This window comes from Streptomyces ambofaciens ATCC 23877 (genome assembly GCF_001267885.1).
Lineage (GTDB): Bacteria > Actinomycetota > Actinomycetes > Streptomycetales > Streptomycetaceae > Streptomyces > Streptomyces ambofaciens.
The window spans coordinates 4290695-4309691 of sequence record NZ_CP012382.1; the positions used below are offsets into that span (position 1 = coordinate 4290695).

Here is an 18997-nt window from a genome sequence, read left to right on the forward strand (position 1 = left end):
CGGCGCCCTCCGCCCGGGGGGTGCCCCTATGGGTTTTGGTCAACCTGACGGGGCGGGTTCGGGGTCGTAGAAGGTGCCGTCGCGCGACGGTCGAAGCGCTTTGCCGACGCCCGCGGCCTGAAGGCTTCGCCGGCTCTTCCACTCATCACCATGGCCTTCCGGCAAGAAGTCGAGCACATCCGGCGGAGGGTGGAAGAACGACCGGCCCAACCACGCTGGCTATCTGTGGGCCTTCGCGCCCCCCAACGGATCACCGGGCAAGCCCACTACCGGCGCCGATGCGACGTTCACGTGAGAAGCGCCACGGGCGCGTCCACCGGGCCTGTGTCGGCCGCGCCGTCGCGCCCGACCGCCATCAGAGCCGCACGACCGCCAAACCACCTGCGGACCCTCTGAATGAGTCCCCATCTCCCGGTCCACCCGGGTTGTCCTCCTCGCACTGGTCTCATCAGCATTCACGAGGCAAGACTCCCGGAAGGCGCGGAAGTTGTGTGCAAGCCTGCCGGTGAGATGGCCCGCAGGCGGGACCGCGAGTTCCGCCGACCTGGCCCTCACCGGTCCCGCACCCCGCGTGGCGCGCCTGATCGCCGACTCAAATGCCTGAAGAATCTCTCCCCCCCCCCCCGCATATCGATTTCCAGACCGTGACCGACTCCGAGATCGCCGCAGTGGCCCATCGCGTATGACGAACGCGGTCAATTCCTCGGTCACTCCCCGTTCCCCGGACCCGACTGCAATCGTCAACGTGGACCGGTCATATGTCACTGTCCTACCCGGCGAGTCGGACGACTGATCCGCCTACACCACGGCAAGGACATGCCGTGCCGAGTTTGGAGCAGCCGGAGATCGGGCGGTAATGGCCACGGAGTCCAGGGTGATCGTCTCGGTCGTACTGCCACTGATGCGTAGCACATCAGGCCCCACGCCGACGCGGCCGGCGACATCGACTGCTGTCCAGATCCGACTCCACCATCGTCCGCGCCCGTCAGGCGGCGGGTCTGATGGTCAGGCCGGTCTCGGCGAGGCAGCCGTCTATGAGGTGGCTGCGGTACTGGATGTGCCGCAGTCCGTGTCGGATGCGCTGGACAAGGTGTTCGGGAGTGGAGAAGGCGACGTTGGAGAGCCAGCCGCGTCGCAGGAGGGACCAGATCCCTTCAACGGGGTTGAGGTCGGGTGCGTAGGGCGGCAGGTAGTAGATGGTCAACCAGTCCCGGGCTTCCGCCCATTCCCGCAGGTCGGCGGCTTTGTGGACGTTGAGGTTGTCCCAGACGAGGACGATCGGGCCGCCGAGTTGCTGGTGGGCGGCGGTCAGCAGGTCCCGGTAGTCGCGCCAGGAGAAGCTCTTGCGTCCGTCGCGCTGCCCCTCGTCCCGGCGCGGCCGGTAGATCAGCCTCGAGCGGTGGCCGGGTTGTAGCAGGTCAGCGCGGCGATGGATATCCGCCTGCGGGAGCGGCCGCGGACCCGCACCACAGGGGTCCGTCCGCGCTGTGACCAGGTCTTCGCCTGCGGCGGCGTCATGGAGAATCCGGCTTCGTCCTCGAACACGAGCCAGGCTCCACGGGCCGCCGCGAGTCTTCCGCGCAGGGCCACACCTCCTTGACCCACCCGGCAACCGCGTCGTCGTTGCGCTCCATGGCGCGTCGGGCCGGGACCTGGCAGGACCAGCCGTTGCGGATCAGGAGCTTGCGCACGCCCTGGATCGTGTAGGTCAGGTGGAAGCGCCGGCCGATCACGGTCTTCACACGGCTCAGGGTCCAGCGCTGGTCCTCCCAGCCGTGCGCGGCCGGCCCCTGGCCAGCTCCGCTTCCAACTGCGCGAACTGCTTCTCACTCAGCCTCGGCAACGACGCGGGTCCCTGCGACCTCAGAGCCCGCGGACCGCCCTCGTCCCACGTCCGCCGCCATCGCTGCACCGACCGGACACTGACCCGCAGGTCCTTGGCGATCACCGAACTCGCCTTACCCCGGGCGAACCCCTCGGCCGCCTGGAGCCGTAACTCCTCGCGAGAATGCTGTCGTTCGGGGGTCAGCCCGCCCCCTTGTGGATACCGCATGCCCGGTGATACCGCAGCCGACCACGAGCCGTCAGCACCTACGACACCACGAGTTCAACCTCAGTAGTCTCTGAGCCAGGAATTCTGTTCAAAGAACGCGAGCGTTCGAGGATCGGCTGCGGTCGACGTCGTACGTAGGGCTGGGATGGTGTTCCATGCGGCGACCCAGGTCGGGATCGCTTCGCGAGCCAGGACGCTTCTGGGACTGGGTGACCAGTCTTTGGGATTGGTGGAAAGAAGCCACGATCCACAAGCAGCCAAGTCGAGGTCGTACGAGACTCGCAGGACTCCGCCCGGCAACCCAGTGGGGAAGGAATCGTGAGTCAGGCGAGGGAATTCGTCCGTGACCCGGTAGAGGCACTCCTCAACAATTCGGTAGGGAATCTCATGGGTCTTACGTTGGACTGGGCTGTAACCCCGCGTTCCAACCTTTTGTAGGAATCGCTCTCGGGCGGCCGGGTGGTCCGCTAGGTCCGTCGCCACCCTGTCGACGAGCTTGGGCAGCGTGTTGTTGGCCAGTTGGTCTCGCGTCACGCGAAGGCTGAAGAGATAGAGTTCCCCCGTCTCCGGAGCTGTGAGTTGGTCCAGGCTCCGGATCGTGTGGACGCTGCCGGCGTCGCCACTACGGGCGGTGGCCTTGACCTCGACGGATGCGCTCGGCCATTGGAAGTCGTGGCGGGATCCCTCGGACGCTGTCCAAGCGTCTATATGGGCCGGCGTCACGCCGGCCCACCGCACCAGAAACCACAGCTCCGCAAAGAGAGCCAATGCGTCGTTGCTGGTGAGGCGGCTGGAGTCCACCTCCCAGAACCACTTCCACCGCTCAAGGACGTCCCCCACAGCGGCGGCCCTCTCCGCTCCCTGCAGTGCTCCAGCGAGGTGAATGATGTCAGCGGCCACGGCAGCGAAAGTTGTCACTGCTGCGGCGTCCAAGCAGGCAACATCCAGATAGTCGCTGACCGGTTGACCTGCCACTTGATGCTCGCCCACCCGGACTTGGAGGCCCTTTGTGAGGGTGCTCGGTGCTTGTGTGCCTGGCGGCACGTGTAGCAGTAGATGACAGTGCCCGTCGGCATCTACCGCGGCCCACAGATCATCGGCTGGCAGCTTTTCCGCAGACAGCAGGCCAGGAGCTGGCGCATCCGGAATCTGACTCCACAGGTTCTCTAGCTCAGCCGCGTTCACGGGCGCCCTGCCTTATGTCCAACCACGTAGGGAAGGCTCCTCGGGCTCGTGGAGTAGGGAAAAGAAACCGCGTATGCCAAGACGCATTCGGGCCGCTCGATTCCCTCATCGAACAGCCTTCGTCGGTTCTTCGCGTTGGCGCCCACTCCACTGCTCGGATCGACGGGGTAGAGGACGAGTAATCCCTCTCGCGACGACCGCTGGGACCTGAACGCATCACCAAGCGTGGAGAAATCTCCTGACTCTTGCAGCTTGCGAGCCTCTTCAATCTGGGCCGAGGTGAGTCCTTGCAGCTCGTCCTCTGGCTCGGTGACCACGCCAAGTGAACTGGGGTCCTTCGCGAGCCTGCTGCGTTGGATCATTGTCACCTCAGGATGTCCCGAGATGCCCAAATCGACCGTACGATGCTCGTCATGCTGGACGCGGGCAGACGAGACCATTACCCGCCAGGACACAAGTTCGTTGTGCTGGGTCTGGGCCTGAATGTAACTCGCGACGGACGGCACGTCGAAAGCGCTCTGGTCGCTGAACCGGAACAGTTCGATAAAGCGAACAACAGCCTCGGGGCTGACGCCTTCCCAGTTTAGGCGCCCAGGGTCTGCGCGGTGTGGTGCTCCCAAGGAGCCCAGTAGAGCGCGAGTGGTTCCGAGGTTCTCACTACACAGGTCAAGAATCATGGGGTCGTCGAACGGGAAGCGGAGGGTCTGGAGTTTCCTGCCGTCGAAGGATTCCTGCTGGAGTGAGGTGTCCTTCATCTTGTTCTTGGCTGTCGGCAGCATTTTCTCGTGGCTACGGATCCGTGGGGCGGCGTCCCACGGTGTGAGTTTCCGGCGAGCGTAGTGCTCGATCTGCCGTCGAAGCTCCTCCTCGATCGTGGCCAGGTCATGGAACCACGTGACAAGCAGCTGGGTGCTGTACAAGCGCGTCAGGTCGACGTAATCGCCTCGATATCCAAACCAACGCCCCATCTGCAGGAGCGTGTCGTAGTAGGGGCTGCGTCTTACGAAGTACGAGACGAGGAGTCCCTCGACGGTGACGCCTCGGGAGAGCTTGTTACCTCCGACCAAGACGGCCTTGAGGTCCGGTTCGATCTCGAAGTCGAGCTCGTCTTCGTGGTTTGAGTTCAGGATCCGGACCTCTACTCCTGGAGTGAGCAGGGCGTCCAAGTGCTGCTCCAGCTTCTGGAACGGCGCGTCATTGTCGAGGTCCATCGACGAGGTGAGCGGACGGAACTCAGTGTCCCATCGATCACTTAGCACGGGCAGGAAGTTTTCCCGGTCATAGCGCCACTGTTGTCGCATGTGACCGAGCTCGGCGGTGATCTCGGCAGCGAGCTTGTCTTGGGCTTCCTTGCGCATGTCAATATGCACAAGCATGGTGCAAGGCTGATCGGCACCGTTCCGCGCCATCCGGCCAGCAGATGCCAGCAAGAAGTCAATAAGAGCAGCTTTGAGAGTGCTTGGGATCACGGGAGTGTAAGGTTTTCGCTTCCCCTTCGGAGGGATGACCTGCTCCACCTCAAGTTCCGGAACGATCCGAATTACATCAAGCCCGTCGACCTGCCCGACTTCGCCGGGGAGCTGCTCGCGGCCGAACAGGCGGTCAGAGCCGACGTATTTCTGGCCAGGAGGATGGGGCAGGGTGAGGATGAAGTCCCGTGGGAACAGGTCGCCTCCACCTTCGCGGTCTTCCGCGTTGGGGTTGATGAGAATGTTGGCGAACGGGGTCGCCGTATAGGCAACGTAGGATACCCGCGCGAAACAACGCAGCAGCCTCCGGATGCGAAGGTTGATCGCGCTGGGGTCCAGCTCGTCGTCTGCCGGCATCTCGCCGTCGAAGTCCGCTGCCCTGAGGTCAAGGACCTCGGACACTGGCTCGTCATCGGGACGGTTGCCACCCGTGTTCACTGACGCTTGGTCGGCCTCGTCGTCGACAACAAGGACCGGTACATGCTCAGGAACCTTGTTTTCGAGCCAGTCAAGAAGTCTGTCCAGGCGTGTTTTGTTCTTCTTTACCACCAGGATGACCTGGTTCTGCCCTTGTAGAGGTCCGACATTGACCCCTGGGTCGAAGTCGCCATCGAGGTCGTCCCGGGTCAACCAGGTCCAGTACTTCTCCGGGTCCCCTTGTCCCACGCCTTTGGGGAACGGAACGTTTTCGTGGCCGAGGTCGCGCTGAAGGCGCCTCTGCGTCTGCTGGCGCAGCGTGTTGTGGAGCCCGGAAAGCACGATGATGATCTTGTAGCCGGCGTCGGACGCCTTGGCTATCAGGGCGGAGAAGTTGCTCGTCTTGCCGCTCTGTACGTGACCCACGACTAGGCCGCGCACGCTGAACGGTTCCGGATGTCGCGGGTTCTCCAGGTGGGCCAATACTCGGTCACTCGCCAGGTCGACGCTGTCGATCTCGTAGTCCTGACGGCGCAGTACGTGGCTGAGGAAGCGACGCTGACGTGCCCAGTAGTAGCCCTCGGCGGAGTTCCAGTTCTCAGCCCAGGGCCGCGGTCCTCCCGTAGCGGTGAGCTCGGTTGGGCGCACGGTACGGATGATGGTCGTGGTCCGCTCATGCTGTTCCCAGTGGCGGCGAACGGCGTCGTGGTCGTCCGTCGGCACGAGGCCGGGGTAGCGGGAGAGGCTTTCCTCAAGGGTCAGCTTGTCCCTGTCCATGATGGCCTTGAGGACAAAGAGGTGCCCCTCTATACGGTCACCAACCGAGGTCATGAGCCACCTCCGGGGACATAGTGCGCAGGGCCGACACGATCCGGTTGAGTGCCTCACCCTCGCCGGCTTGACTCGCGGCAGCTTCCAGTGCTCCACGCGCTGACAGCGGAGCGGAGTCCGGCACCCGCGAAGTTGTGCCTGCACCTCGGTGATTTGCCAACGCAGGTGAGAAAGTTGCGGGCCTGATAGTCGAGTCCTGCTCGCGGCTGGCATCGGACTGGCTGGGGGATGGAAGTACGGTCGGCGCTGGCGAGGCCGATGCGGCACCTGACGGTTTGGGGCGTCTAGGCGGCGGGCTCGGAGGTCGTTGCTTCTGGCGGTAGGCAGTGTCAGCCACCCTGCCCCAGGTCTTTACCAACGGAGTGAGCTCCTTGCGGAGCTCCTCGGGCAGCGTGACGGAAGCCTTGGCGACGTTGACGCCGAAGGCACTGTCGAGCTCCGGGAAGAACTCCAGCGATATACGGACGAGTTTGGCGTGCTCATCGACGGCTCGGAGGCGACACCAGCCACCGGACTGGATCAGACGATCGGCTCGGTAGATGTAGAAGCCTTGCTGTCGATTCCATCCCTTGGGCCCCGAGGCCCGCTTCCATACGGCCTGCGAGGAGAAGTGGTTCTGGTTGGGGAGTACAAAGGGACGCAGATGCACAATCCCGTTGCCGTCTAGGGAGCGCACCTCCATGTCCTCCTCTTGCAGGGCTGAGGTGCTCGGCTCAGTACGGCAGAACGGGTCCCATGCTTCCACGGGAGTCCCGTTCACCGTGATTTGAAGCGGCTCCCGGTCGGCAACCTCTCCAGCAAGGAAGCGATGGAACACCATGCCCAAGTGCTCGTCGATGTCCTCGGCGTGAGCGATCAGCTGCTTCTTCGCCCACCCTCCGAACGGATCCTGATACTGGAGAACGCGGTCGAGGCCATCCCACAGGACGACCGTGCCAGAAGCCTCACCGAGAACAGACCGGGTTGGCTCCGGCAACTCGTCAGGGGCGAGGTCGAAGATCTCCCAGTTGTCCACCTCGTCGATGTGGTCGAGGTCGAGCTGACGGGCTTCCAGCGCGGCTCCGGGGATGTCCGCACGCGACAGCACGGTCAGCTTTCGACACTGGGAAGTGGACGCCGACTTGAGCCCGAAGCCGAAGCGCCCCAACTCCGTCCTGTTGTACTCACGGTCGCTCCCGTAGCGGAACGCCTCGCTCAACGTTTCGGCGTCCATGCCTCGCCCGTTGTCCGAGATGCGGATCCAGGAACGCGTGCCGTCGAAGTGCACGGTGACGTGCACAGTCGTTGCGTCTGCGGAAACGCTGTTGTCGACGATGTCTGCCACTGCGTGACGCAGGTCGTAACCCAGGTTGCGAAGCGAAGTCAGCGTGCGCCGCGCTCGCGGCACCACTTCGATGGTCTTGCGTACAGCCACGAACGGCCCCCCACTCGAAACTTGCCCAATCCTGCCATCTCCAACGGTTATTGACGACAAGTACTACCGCTGGTCATCTGGGAAGACGGAGAATGATCGGCCCCTTCAGGTCGTCACTCGTACGTATGAGTTCCTGCGGAGTCCCGGAGCGCAGTATGGGCATGGGGCCATGCTTCGCGGGTTTAAGAAGGCCAAGCGCCTCCTGCTCAAGCCCCAGTTTCTGGCGGCATCCCTTGTTCCAGGTAGGCGGTCAGGCCGGCTGCGCGGGCCTGGAACCCGGCGGTGATCCGGCGTACGAGGCGGGGAATAGTGAGCTCTGGCAGTCGCTCGGCGGGGTGGAAGTCGTAGCTGCGGAGCTCGTCGGCTTGCAGCGCGATCTGCTGGCGCTGGTCCGCGCTGAGACGGCCACCGTCGAAGAGGTAGAGGACCTTGTCGCCCTCTCCTGGATTCGGCGCCCAGTCCACGACGAGCAGGCGGCCGATGTGGGGCTCGATGCCCAGCTCCTCTTGGACTTCGCGGACGCAGGCTTGTCGGGGAGACTCCCCGTGCTCGACATATCCGCCGGGGATGTCGCGGTAGTCCTTGTACGAGGGCTCGACAAGCAGGACCCGGTCGGCGTCGTCGAAGAAAAGTGCGCCGGCTGCCATGCGCGGGTGGGCCATCTTCGCTTCGTGCTCGTTCTCGCTCACGGGACGGACTCTAACCGCCGACGACGCCGAGCCTGCGTGCCAGGTCTGCCACCGGCTGGGACGGGCGACCTCGGGTACCTCGGATCCAGCCGATGACCAGTTCCCGGCTCAGGTAGTGGTGGCGCACCTGCTCGGGGGCAGCCTGCTCGGCCTCCAGCAGGGTGGCCAGGGCTTCGTCGGTTCGGTTCCAGGCGCTGAGTGCTCGGGCGACTTCCAAGCTGTGCCTCACACGTCGTTCCACAGGCAGGTCGCTGGTGTCGATGCGTTGCCCGAGGTCCGCGGCTATCTGGATGTCTCCGAGCTCTCCGGCGGTGGCGACGCAGTGGATGGCCACGTTGGTCGGGCCGAAGGCCGTCCACAGGTGGTTGGCGTCGGAGCCCAGCCGCTGCGCGGCTGCGTCGGCTTCTCGGAGGAAGGTCTGCGTCGTCGCGCGGTCCTCCGCTCGGGCGGCCGCCATGGCGCCGGCGAGGAAGAGGGTGCCGTAGACCGAGAGGTATTCGTCGTTCGCGGTGCCCAAGCCGGGCTGCATCACGGCCGCCGCATCGTTCACCAGCTGGATCGCCGGGGTGAAGCGCCCGGTGGCTAGCAGGCAGTGTGTGACCGCCCGGAAGAGCGAGCCTGTCACCGCGCTCTGGCCGCTGTGCTGCGCGGCCGCCAGGCCGCGGTCGGCGGCGATCCATGCCAGCTCCGACTCCCCGACCTTGCCGAGCACCATGGCCGCGCCTTGGTAGCTCAGGGCGAGCAGGGTATGAGCCTCCTCCCTCTCACGCCCCGAGTACGCGCGGGATGCGGCGAGAGCATCGGCCAGTACGAGGGGAAGGCGTCGCGTGGCGAAACCGTAGCGAGACGCCTGATAGGCGTCGAGGATCTCCTTCACGTTGGCCCGAAGGTCCTTCAGAGCGGGCGGTTCGTCATCGGGCGGAGGTACGAGCAGCGGCGTGAGCTGCTTGTAGTCCATGAGCGCTTCGCGCAGAGCGGGCACTGTGCGGCGGCCGCTGTCGTTCGACCACTCCATGAAGGTCGGTTCAGCGAGCAGGTCTCCGAGGGAGACGTCGAGGGCCTCAGCGAGTGAGGTGATCACCGAGAGCCGGTCAAGCTCGATCCGATTGTTCTCCGCTTTGCTCAGCCAGTCCGTGGTCCGCCCGACAAGGCCGGCCAGGACTTCTTGGGAGAGGCCGCGTCGGCGCCGGTACCAGGCGACGCGCTCGCCGATGGTCAGGTTCTCTGTCATCCCTCGCATGTCCTGAGCATCACCTCATGGCCGGAATCGACCCCGGAAGGATTTTCCGGGGTGCTGCGGGGTGCCGTACCTACTGTCGCAGTAGATCGAAAAAGCCGCCGGGCGATGTGGTCAACTCCCTTCGCTTCGGCTGGCTTTGGCGATCGGTTCTGCTTCTCACATGGGAGCTGGGCGCGGCTCGCTGATACGGACTGGAGGTGTGGAGGGTGCGCAACACGAAGACGGCAGAGCCGTGGATCGAGCAGGGTCTCGGCCCGTTCGGCCCGGCAGCTCTCAAGCCGTACTCCAGAACGCGGTTCGCCACGGACGGCAGTGCTTTTTTGAAGATCTACGTGGGCATCGACCCCGAGGGCCGGCGCCAGCGCGAGGTCGCGACGGTCGAGCGCGCTGCCCTGTGGGGTATCTCGGTCCCGGCCGTCCTGGCCACGGGAAACGATGGGGCCGGTTCTTGGACGGCATTTCAGGCGGTGGATGGGACGCCGTGCTCGGTGAGCACGCACTCAGCCATTGAGGAGTACATCGGTTACGTCGTGACTGTGAATCGCGGGCTGCACCGGCCTGTTGCCGACGCCACTCCCGGATCTGGCTGGGAAGCTCGGCGAGCCGGTGTCGTTTCCCCGCACCAGTTCCTGCTCGATCAGTTCTCTCCTCGCTGCCGGTCGCTGCCCTGGTGGGCGGTGCTGAGTGAGGCCCTCCAACCGGTCGATTCCCATCCGGTGGTTCGCCTGCATGGTGATCTCAAGCCCGAGCACCTCCTCATCGAGAGTGAGCGCCTGCACGTCGTCGACTGGGAGGCGAGCGCCTGCGGACCGGCCGTACTCGACTACACCGACGTGGTGTTCCACCTCGTACGCGACCTGCTGTACGAGGGCACGCCGCCCGGACGCATCCCGGTCGATCTCCTGACCCGGTTGCCGTTCAGCGGGCCGGTCCTTGCCTGGCGCCTGCTCCTTTGGCTCGATCGCCGTCGGACGCACGACATCGACCTCGTCACTGTCCACGACATCTATCGACTCGCGGCGGAGGAACAGGCTGCCTCCGCGTACCGGTCGCTCGCTCAGACGGTCGAGCTCCTCCGCGCTGCCGACGTCCCTCGCTGAATCCTCCGCTCCGCCGCTCGTCCAGGCGTGCTGACGCCTGCGCTCATCCCCTTCTACCCACCCCTGAAAGGGAGTTCGTGATGCCTCGTACGAGCACGACCATCGACAACATCCACATCGTCATCGACACCGGCATGGCTCAGCCGGACGCGACGACCATCGTGGAACGCAAGGGCCTCGGCCATCCGGACACCCTGGCCGACCATCTCGCCGAGCGGTTGTCCCGCGCCTACAGCCGCCACACCGTTCAGCACTTCGGCGCCGTACTGCACCACAACTTCGACAAGCTCGCCCTCCTCGGTGGAGCCAGCGAGGTGCGGTACGGCGCCGGCCGGATGACGTCGCCGGTGCGGGTCCTGGTCAACGGGCGGGCCGCGCCCATGTGCGGCGGCGAGCCGATACCGGTCACGGACATAGTGGAGACCGAGGTCCAGGCGTTCTTCGCCGAGCGACTGCCCGAGGTCTCGGACCACCTCGACATCGTCTTCAACATCACCAGCAACTCGAGCCCGGGTGCCGTCCTCACCGGCGCCGGGGTGCCCGACCGCACCCGCTGGTTCAACCCGCGCTCCGTCGAGGATCTCCGCGAGCGGCGGGTACGGCTCTCCAACGACACGTCCCTCGGCACCGGCTGGGCGCCGGAAAACCCCTTCGAGTCGTTCGTACGGGAACTGGTGGACCACTTCTCCGGGAAGAGCGCGTTCACGCTCGCCCACGCCTGGTGCGGCTCTGACGTCAAACTCATGGGCTACTGGGACGGAGCCCAGGCCGACATCGTGCTGTGCGTCCCCCAGAAGTCGCGTCACGTCGCCAGCCGGGCGGAGTACGTCCGCAACGCGGAGACGGTCCTCGCCGAGTGCCACCGCCTCGCCGGACTCCGGTTGCCCGGAGCGGAGGCCCGCTTCCGGCTGAATGCTCGCGACGTTCCGGAGAAGGACGAGCTGTACCTCACCTACACCGGCAGTTCGATCGAGTCCGGTGATGAAGGCGTTGTGGGGCGAGGAAACCGGGTCAACGGGCTGATCACACCGTTGCGGCCGATGAACCTTGAGGGCGCCAACGGCAAGAACCCCGTCTACCACGTCGGCAAGCTGTACAACGTTGCCGCGCAGCGACTCGCCACCCGGCTCCACGAGGCGACCGAGGGGCACGCCGAGGTTCACCTGGTGAGCACGACCGGGCAGCGACTCGACCAGCCCTGGCGCATCCTCGTCCGCCTGTCCTCTCCCGACGCCGAGGTGGACAAGGTACAGGCCCTGGTCACCGAGGCTCTCGGCGAGTTCCCGGCCCTGACGGACGAGCTGGTCTCCGACGGGATCGTGCTGAGCTGATGGCGACGCGGACGCTCGGAGAGGTTCCCGCAGGGTGCCGGCAGCGACTACTCGCGCATTACGGGCCGGAAGCCCAGGCGTGGCTGGACGCAGCGCCGGCCCTGCTGGAGCAGGCCGCCGAACGCTGGCAGTTGTCCCTCGGTGACTACCACGACGCCGGACACGCCTCGGTGATCGCGACAGCGACCGCCCTCGACGAGCGTCCGCTACTCCTCAAGGCATGGACCGACCCCACCCGGTATCGCCACGAAGTGAGTGCACTGCGGCTGTGGGCTGGCGGACCGACGGCGGACGTCATCGAGGCCGCTGACGACCTGGCGGTGGCCGCCCTGGAGCTGGTGGGAGGGCGCCCTGGTGGCGCCGAGCGGCCAGAGCGCGAGGTTCAGCTGGTGGCGGCTGCCCTTCAGGGGCTGCACACCCTCGGCCAGCGCCGAAGGCGACCGAACAGCTTCCCGCTGCTCGCCGACCACCTCGGTGCGGAGATGCTGCCGCGGATCCGGCGACGGATGGAGACGCTCGAGCTCGATGCATGGCGTCTGCTCGTCGACACCGCGCTCCCTGCGCTCGCCGGACTGAGGGAAGACGCAGGCAGGACGACTGTCCTGCACGCGGACTTGTATCGGGAGAACGTGCCATTCGACTGGCTGGGGCACCCTCGCCTGCTCGATCCGCTGCCCATGCTCGGCGACGCGGCATTCGACTGGGCCTTCTGGACCGTCTACTACGACCTTGGGCACGGGACCGACGGGCGGCTGGCCGCTGCCGCCCGAATCTCGGGGATCCCCATTCCCGTACTCGCGCCGTGGTGCAGAGCGCTGGCCCTCGACGGACTCCTCTACTACCTGGAGGCGGGGGACCCGAGAGCACCGCAGATGGCGGAAGTGCTCGCCGGCCTTTCCGCGTCGACCCCGAGGAGGGACTCGTGACCACCTACGTCCTCCGCCACGGCCAGACGAACTACAGCAAGCGGTACCTCGTCAACGGCGACCCGTCCCAGCCCATCCACCTGACCGAGGAGGGGCGGCAATCGCTGGGCCTGGGTTGGTCCACCCTCCCCCTCCACACCGTGCGGACGTGGCTGACCAGCGAGTTCCCGCGTGCCCATCAGACGGCTTCGCTGCTGATGGGTGTACCGGCGGCGGAGCTGGTCATAGACACTCGGCTGAACGAACTCGACTACGGAGAGTTCGAGGGTCGCCCGTTCCTGGAGTACGCGGTATGGCTTGACGGCCAGGGCCCGAACGAGCGGCCTGCGGGCGGCACCGAGTCCCAGCGCGACGGCATCCGGAGGATGCTCACCGGATTGCTCGCCACGCTGGAGCGCCCCGGACCCCGCATTCTCGTAGGCCACGGCCTTTTGGCCTCCGTGCTCCTCTGGCATCAGAACCGATCTCCGAAGGAGGCCATGCCGCTCTTCTTCCCTGAGGCGCCGTACGTCGAGTCGATCGCCATACCCGACGACGAGCTGCCGGACTGGATCACGGCGCTGATGAGTGATCTCGACACGGACGTTCCCGGAGGTCGCGCCGACCGCGGTGGCGCGGACATATTCGGGATCGGTGAGGGCTCGGCGGTTGCTACGGTCGATTCCGTATCCCACCAGCCGGATCAAAAGGATCTTCCTCATGCATGATGCCCGCGCCCTAATCGAAATGGGTGCCGAAGCGGTTCGTCGGCTCGCTCGTCGCGGTTACTCTCTGGACCTGTCCGAGCTGGAGTCCCTCCAGTCTCGGCGCAACCAGAACATCCGCTCGGCCGACGAGCTGCGGGCTGAGTCCAAGCGGGTGGCGAGTGAGGTCCAGCAGACGGCCAAACAGGGCGGCGACATCTCCAAGCTGAAGGAGCGCGCCCGCGAGCTCAAGGACCAGATCCGGGACATCGAGGCCGGGCAGGTGCAGGTCGAGGAACAGCTCCGCGACCTCCTCCTCAGCATCCCGAACCTGCCGGACGACGCGGCCCCGGACGGCGACTCCGAGGACTTCGCGGTCGAGATCCGGCGGGTCGGCACTCCTCCGGCTTTCCCGTTCGAGCCGAAGGACCACGTCGACCTCGGTGAGGCCATCGGCATCCTCGACTTCGCTCGGGCGACGAAGCTGTCCGGCCCGCGCTTCGCGGTCTCGCGTGGCGCCGGAGCAGCGCTGGAACGTGCCCTGGCCACGCTCTTCCTCGACCTGCACACCCGTCGGCACGGGTACGTCGAGCACGCGGTCCCGTACCTGGTCACCCGCAAGACGATGACCGGCACGGGGCAGCTGCCGAAGTTCGAGGAGGACCTGTTCAAGACCGGCGTCGCCGACCGCGAGCTGTTCCTGATCCCGACGGCCGAGGTGCCGCTGACCAACCTCTACGCCGACGAGATCATCCCTCCGGCCGAGCTGCCGCTGGCGCTCACCGCGCACACGCCGTGCTTCCGGTCCGAAGCGGGCTCGTACGGCCGCGACACCCGGGGGCTGATCCGTCAGCATCAGTTCGCCAAGGTCGAGATCGTCCAGATGGTCGACCCGGCGGACGCGGACGCCACGCTGGAGACGATGGTCGGCCACGCTGAGGCGTGCCTGAAGGAACTCGGCCTCGCCTACCGCGTCGTCAAGCTGGCTGCCGGTGACACTGGCTTCTCCGCCCAGCTCACGTACGACATCGAAGTCTGGATCCCGAGCCAGAACACGTACCGAGAGATCTCCTCGGTCTCCAACTTCGGCACCTTCCAGGCCCGCCGGGCGAACATCCGGACCCGCGGTGAGGGCGGCAAGCCCAAGCTCGTCGCCACACTCAACGGCTCCGGCCTCCCCGTCGGCCGCACCCTGGCCGCTCTCCTCGAGCAGTGCCAGCAACAGGACGGCTCCATCGTCCTGCCCGAATCGCTCATCCCGTACCTCGGCTTCCGCCGTATCTCGGCGGACGGAACACCGGAGGCATAACGTGCTCGTCGGCGTCTGCGACTTCCCTGGTAGCTACGCCTTCCCACCCGCCGGCTACGGCGGGATCGAACGATGGCTGTGGGCGGTCGCCGTAGGCGCCCGAGCCGCAGGCGCCGACGTACACCTTCTTGGGCCGGGCTGGCTCACGGATCTGGAGAACGACTGGGTCCGTCGGCCGGTCCGCCTAGAGGACATCACCGCCGGATCGCTCGTCGAGCGCGAGCTGCGCGACAGTGCGTACGACCTCCTGGTCGTGGGCCACGAGTACCCCTCGCTTCCGGCCTGGACCCGCACGTGGAGCGAGCTGGACTGCGACGTCGCCACGTTTCAGCACTCGCCGGTCTTCCAACACACCAACGCTGCCTTCGACGGTCGGCGGTCGCGGCTCTACTGCTACTCGCCCGAGATGATTGAGCGCTACGCCGGCCACCGGCCGATCCCCGAGCTCGCCGTTCACCTCGGCCTCCGCGAGGAGGAGCCTCCAGCCACCGCTGGCACCGACCTCGTCTGGCTCGGCCGGATCGACGAGGACAAGGTCCCGCACATCGCCGTGCGGGCGGCACAGATCCTTGGCCGCCGGATCCGAATCGTTGGTCCGGTCTTCGACAAGGAATATGTGCGCCGCCACGAGGACCTCTTCGGCGCTGAACACGTGGAGTGGGTCGGGGAACTCGGCGGCACCGCCAAGACGGCCGCAATCGCCGAGGCGTCTGTCTTCGTCTATACGTACGCCCGTGCGTACGTGGAGGCCGGTGCCGCTGTCTTCGGTGAATCTCTTCGTGGTGGCACCCCAATGGCGGCTCTGACCTGGCGGGAAGGGACATGCGCCCAGGCGGCCCTGTGCAACGAGACCGGTGGGGTCGCCGTCGTCGACCCGCTGGAGGACGATGAGACGGCGGCGCAAAGGCTCGCCGACTCGATCCAGCAGGCGGAAGACCTCGACCACCGCCGGGTCCAGGCCATTGGGATGCAGCGCTTCGACCCGGTCCGCCATTTCCAGACGATGGCGACGCGACCGTGCTGACCTGCGCGAACCGCATGCTCGGGGAAGACTTGGCCCGGCAGATACCCGTCGTTCTGCGTGCTGCCTTAGGCCGCCACTGGGAGTTCACGGCCGACGGCCGTCACATCCAGGTCCGCCACCCGAACCGTGATACCCCCTACAGGCCACCGCGCAAACCGCCCTCATGGAGGGAGCTGCTGGCCTCTCTGGAGACTGGCTTCGCGCGAGTTGGGGCCCCACGCGATGCCTGCCTTCCCCTCCGCTGGGGGCGGGAGACCGAACTGACCATCTCCGCGGTCCAAGCACTTGACCCACTTCTCAAAGACGGCCAACTGCGCACGCACCGCAGCGGGTTCCTTCCCCAGCCAGTCGTCCGCTTCACAGGCCAGCGCGACGCCACCGGCCACTTGAAGGACGGCTTCCTGACCTCCTTTGTCAACGTATCCAGGGTCCAACCCATAGGCAGCCTGGACGAGTACGGCGCCATTCTCGATGGCTGGCTGGCAGTCCTTTCCCAACTCGGCTTCCACGCGCGGCACCTGAGTATCAACGGCGATCTGTCCTCGTGGCGCCGGCGTCAGGTGGAGGGGATCACGCTGCGCTTCCGCCATCTGGACCGCACCCTCGGCGACATCGTCCTCCTGTGGAACACCGAACACCCAGGCCGGATAGCCGTAGACCTCGGCAGCGGACTGGAACGCCTGGCTTGGGCTCGCACCCAGGAGCGCTGGCACCAATTGATCTACGGCAGCTTCACCGGGACTGCGCCGCCGGCCACGCTGGATGCCATCCGTACGGCCACGCTCCTCCTCGGACACGGGATCACCCCAGCTGCCCGAGGAGCGGGAGGAATCACCCGGCGTGTCATAGGCACCATCGACCGAGATGCCGCACGTCTTGGCGTCGGGGCTCTGGTCCGGGACATGTATCGCTACTGGTCGCTCGTTGGTGTGCTGCGGGCACCGTGGCCTGAGATCGCCCGTGCAATCGAGGAAGAGATGCGCCTCTAGGGCACCCTGCGTCGGTTCGCGTCTCCTGTCATCCAAGCGAGGCATATGACAGCGAACTCGGCCGTCGTCGAGAGAGCGCGACTGTGATCAGGCCGCCTGTGCCAGGTCGTCGGCTCTGCGGCGCGCGGCGGCCCGGCCTGCGGCCGCTTGCGCCCAGGAACGGGCAGCAGCCCAGAACGCGGAACGGTTCCACCAAGCACCGCCGTTGACGATCGGCACCGTGGTGGTCTCCCGTATCGCCCGTTGAAGCAGGTTGCGCTCCCACTGCCGGGCTGCCGCTGCATCCGCGGTCGGAGCCCACCACACCACGGCGTCACGGGCGACCATCACACGGCTGAACGACTCCCAGTGGTCCGCCATATATGCCTCGTCTGCCCCGGCTTCGACCGCCTCGTGGCCCTCGCGCACCCAGCGCAGCTCCTGCGCGCTGAGCCGACTGCGCAGGCCGTTCTTCCCCGACGCCTTCCCGATGTATAGCACCTGGTGGGTCAGCCGCGACGACCATACGTACACGCCTGGCCCCCAGGGCAGCTGGGCACGGGCATCCGGGTCGAGCGGGTCGGAACATGACCACTCAAGCTCACCGGTGGTGACAGTGACGACGTCCTTGATCGCGTGCAGTGCCAGGACGTGCAGGGGTATCGGCATGCTTCGGGAGGCTACCCGGCGCCAGCGACATCGCCGTCCGGCACCCGCGAGCGATCCGTAAAGTCCCTGCCGAGGTCTCCGGCCACCACTGGCTTCAGATGGGCAGATCGGCCTCCCGTTGACCATCCAACCCAGGTGACCCGAGATCAGCGCATTGCACACGACTGACTTTGCTGTCGAGGGACAGTTGCCCCCTGTCACCCATTCGGGCGTCTGACAGCGAACCCAGCCGCTTCGGCTGTGTATGACAGTGAACCTAGTCGTGCAGCGTGAGCACTCGTGGGGCGCGACGAACAAGACCAGGCCCAACCGTTCGGCACGAAGGACAACATCGGTGACTGAGACCAATTGGCAGCTGGTCGCGGATGCGCTTGGCCATCTGTACGCCGGACCGACCGCAGAGCAGCATGCCATCGCCGACGAATTGAAGTTTCCCCTGGCGCCGGGCACACCCACCCCAGTCGCTGCCGCCCTGCTCCGCGCTCACCTAGCAAAACCGCTGCGCCTGCGAGAGCACCCGCCGATCGACGAGCCGGAGTACGACTATCTCGCCCGCGTAGCAACGGAGACGAACCTGCACGTCCCAGTCCTCGAAGAGATAGGCAGCCGGGATCTTCTGGACGCGTGGCTCGAAGTCGCCTGGGCACGGCGAACGGTCCACCACCTCGAACGCTTACGCCCCGAGGTGGGTGATATCGCGATCACCGTGAGGAGAAGAAAGCCCGAGGAGGACCGGTACGGGCAGATCAGCTCGATCAGCCTCAGCGGCCAGCTGAACTTCCGCGGTGGTCTCGGCAGAAGAGCGTGGCCCCACACCGTCAAGCGCGTCGCGAAGGTCAGCGACGCCGACCATGGCGAACTTCTCACCAGGGCTCGTGAGGAGGTCGCCGCCGAGGACCAGCACCCTGAGCGTGTCACCAAACGAGAGCTCGCGCTGCTTGACAACTGGAAGGTCCCACGTCGCTCCTCGCTGGCGGACTGTCGAGCTCTCCAAGAGGCCCTGGACAGCGCCACCGAGGAACGGCCGATGCAGGTTGTTCTGGAGAACCACCCAGCACTCCTTGCCAACATGATCACGGGCAACCACGGGGTATGGGTCCGACCGCAGGTTCGTCTGGGCGACCAGTACGTCTCGGACTTCCTCATCGCCAGTGAGACCTCGGCAGGGATGCGCTGGCACCTCGTCGAACTCGAATGCCCCACAGCGCGGATCACCAACGCTGGAAACCGACGCGAATCTCCCACACTGCGCCATGCCATCGAACAGATCCAGGACTGGCGAGAGTGGCTGAAGACCAATCTCCTGGCCGCCCGGGAAAAGCTCCCAGGCATCACCATGGACGCACGCGGACTCATCATTATGGGACGGGAGGACGGGACGGACAGAGCCCGCGAGATCCGGGATGGCCGGTCCGCCAATGACCGGATCGAGGTCCGGACGTATGACTGGCTCCTACGCGCCGCCCGTCGCGCCGACTCTATGGCCCGGGGCCTGCTCGACGAGGAAACCGGAGACCTTGACCTGGACTGGTGACGTCGCCGCGGACACCCTCGGGCCCTTCCATCATCCAAGCAGGGGCGCAAGCTACCGCCACCCACGTATGGATATGCCGGGGCGGGAAACATGACGGCCCGGCCTCATCCCTGTCGGCGCCACTGGCAATTCCCGTGGCCAGATCGATGACGCCC

General features: G+C 65.9%; 14 protein-coding genes and 1 pseudogene. 8 read left to right on the top strand and 7 right to left on the bottom strand.

All coding sequences use genetic code 11. The annotated features are described in order from the left end of the window. Nucleotides 1-985: 985 nt before the first annotated feature. From SAM23877_RS42105 to SAM23877_RS19175, 6 genes and pseudogenes are all read right to left on the bottom strand, one after another. Nucleotides 986-2053, bottom strand: a pseudogene (locus SAM23877_RS42105) (IS630 family transposase). A gap of 60 nt (nucleotides 2054-2113) precedes the next feature. Then, complete coding sequence (locus tag SAM23877_RS19155; protein WP_079030302.1) at nucleotides 2114-3238, bottom strand: PD-(D/E)XK motif protein; 1125 nt, start codon at nucleotides 3236-3238, stop codon at nucleotides 2114-2116. Continuing rightward, nucleotides 3235-5955 (bottom strand): Z1 domain-containing protein, encoded by a 2721-nt coding sequence (locus SAM23877_RS19160; RefSeq protein WP_053134607.1) that lies wholly within the window; start codon nucleotides 5953-5955, stop codon nucleotides 3235-3237. The genes SAM23877_RS19155 and SAM23877_RS19160 overlap by 4 nt, the downstream gene beginning before the upstream one ends. Beyond that, complete coding sequence (locus tag SAM23877_RS19165; protein WP_159041989.1) at nucleotides 5939-7369, bottom strand: ATP-binding protein; 1431 nt, start codon at nucleotides 7367-7369, stop codon at nucleotides 5939-5941. The genes SAM23877_RS19160 and SAM23877_RS19165 overlap by 17 nt, the downstream gene beginning before the upstream one ends. Nucleotides 7370-7575: 206 nt before the next feature. Continuing rightward, on the bottom strand, nucleotides 7576-8058 hold the full coding sequence (locus SAM23877_RS19170) for an NUDIX domain-containing protein (protein ID WP_053134613.1): 483 nt from the start codon (nucleotides 8056-8058) through the stop codon (nucleotides 7576-7578). Between the two features lie 10 nt (nucleotides 8059-8068). Beyond that, nucleotides 8069-9289, bottom strand: coding sequence for a helix-turn-helix domain-containing protein (locus SAM23877_RS19175; RefSeq protein ID WP_053134626.1), 1221 nt, complete (start codon nucleotides 9287-9289; stop codon nucleotides 8069-8071). 215 nt (nucleotides 9290-9504) lie between these two features. Here SAM23877_RS19175 and SAM23877_RS19180 point away from each other — a divergent pair, with 215 nt between their 5' ends. From SAM23877_RS19180 to SAM23877_RS19210, 7 genes are all read left to right on the top strand, one after another. Then, complete coding sequence (locus SAM23877_RS19180) at nucleotides 9505-10398, top strand: phosphotransferase (protein ID WP_053142638.1); 894 nt, start codon at nucleotides 9505-9507, stop codon at nucleotides 10396-10398. Between the two features lie 80 nt (nucleotides 10399-10478). After that, nucleotides 10479-11729, top strand: coding sequence for a methionine adenosyltransferase (locus tag SAM23877_RS19185; protein WP_053134629.1), 1251 nt, complete (start codon nucleotides 10479-10481; stop codon nucleotides 11727-11729). After that, a complete protein-coding gene (locus SAM23877_RS19190) occupies nucleotides 11729-12655 on the top strand; it encodes a phosphotransferase (protein ID WP_053134632.1) in 927 nt (308 codons plus the stop codon). The genes SAM23877_RS19185 and SAM23877_RS19190 overlap by 1 nt, the downstream gene beginning before the upstream one ends. Continuing rightward, nucleotides 12652-13362 carry a histidine phosphatase family protein gene (locus tag SAM23877_RS19195; RefSeq protein WP_053134635.1) on the top strand — a complete coding sequence of 237 codons (711 nt, stop codon included), beginning with the start codon at nucleotides 12652-12654 and terminating at the stop codon, nucleotides 13360-13362. Before SAM23877_RS19190 ends, SAM23877_RS19195 begins: the two co-directional genes overlap by 4 nt. Beyond that, nucleotides 13355-14647 carry a serine--tRNA ligase gene (gene serS / locus SAM23877_RS19200; protein ID WP_053134638.1) on the top strand — a complete coding sequence of 431 codons (1293 nt, stop codon included), beginning with the start codon at nucleotides 13355-13357 and terminating at the stop codon, nucleotides 14645-14647. The genes SAM23877_RS19195 and serS overlap by 8 nt, the downstream gene beginning before the upstream one ends. Nucleotide 14648: 1 nt before the next feature. Beyond that, entirely contained in the window at nucleotides 14649-15671 is a 1023-nt protein-coding gene (locus SAM23877_RS19205) for a glycosyltransferase family protein (RefSeq protein WP_053134641.1), read from the top strand. Then, nucleotides 15665-16660: a hypothetical protein gene (locus SAM23877_RS19210; protein ID WP_174532233.1), complete on the top strand. Its 996-nt coding sequence runs from the start codon at nucleotides 15665-15667 to the stop codon at nucleotides 16658-16660. The genes SAM23877_RS19205 and SAM23877_RS19210 overlap by 7 nt, the downstream gene beginning before the upstream one ends. Before the next feature lie 87 nt (nucleotides 16661-16747). On the opposite strand, the gene SAM23877_RS19215 is transcribed toward SAM23877_RS19210, so the two are convergent. Then, the gene (locus tag SAM23877_RS19215; protein ID WP_053134644.1) at nucleotides 16748-17308 is read right to left on the bottom strand and encodes a GIY-YIG nuclease family protein; all 561 of its coding nucleotides are present in this window, start codon (nucleotides 17306-17308) and stop codon (nucleotides 16748-16750) included. Between the two features lie 334 nt (nucleotides 17309-17642). Between SAM23877_RS19215 and SAM23877_RS19220 the strand changes: the two genes are divergently transcribed. Then, nucleotides 17643-18842 (top strand): Shedu anti-phage system protein SduA domain-containing protein, encoded by a 1200-nt coding sequence (locus tag SAM23877_RS19220; protein WP_053134647.1) that lies wholly within the window; start codon nucleotides 17643-17645, stop codon nucleotides 18840-18842. The last annotated feature ends 155 nt before the right edge of the window (nucleotides 18843-18997 follow it).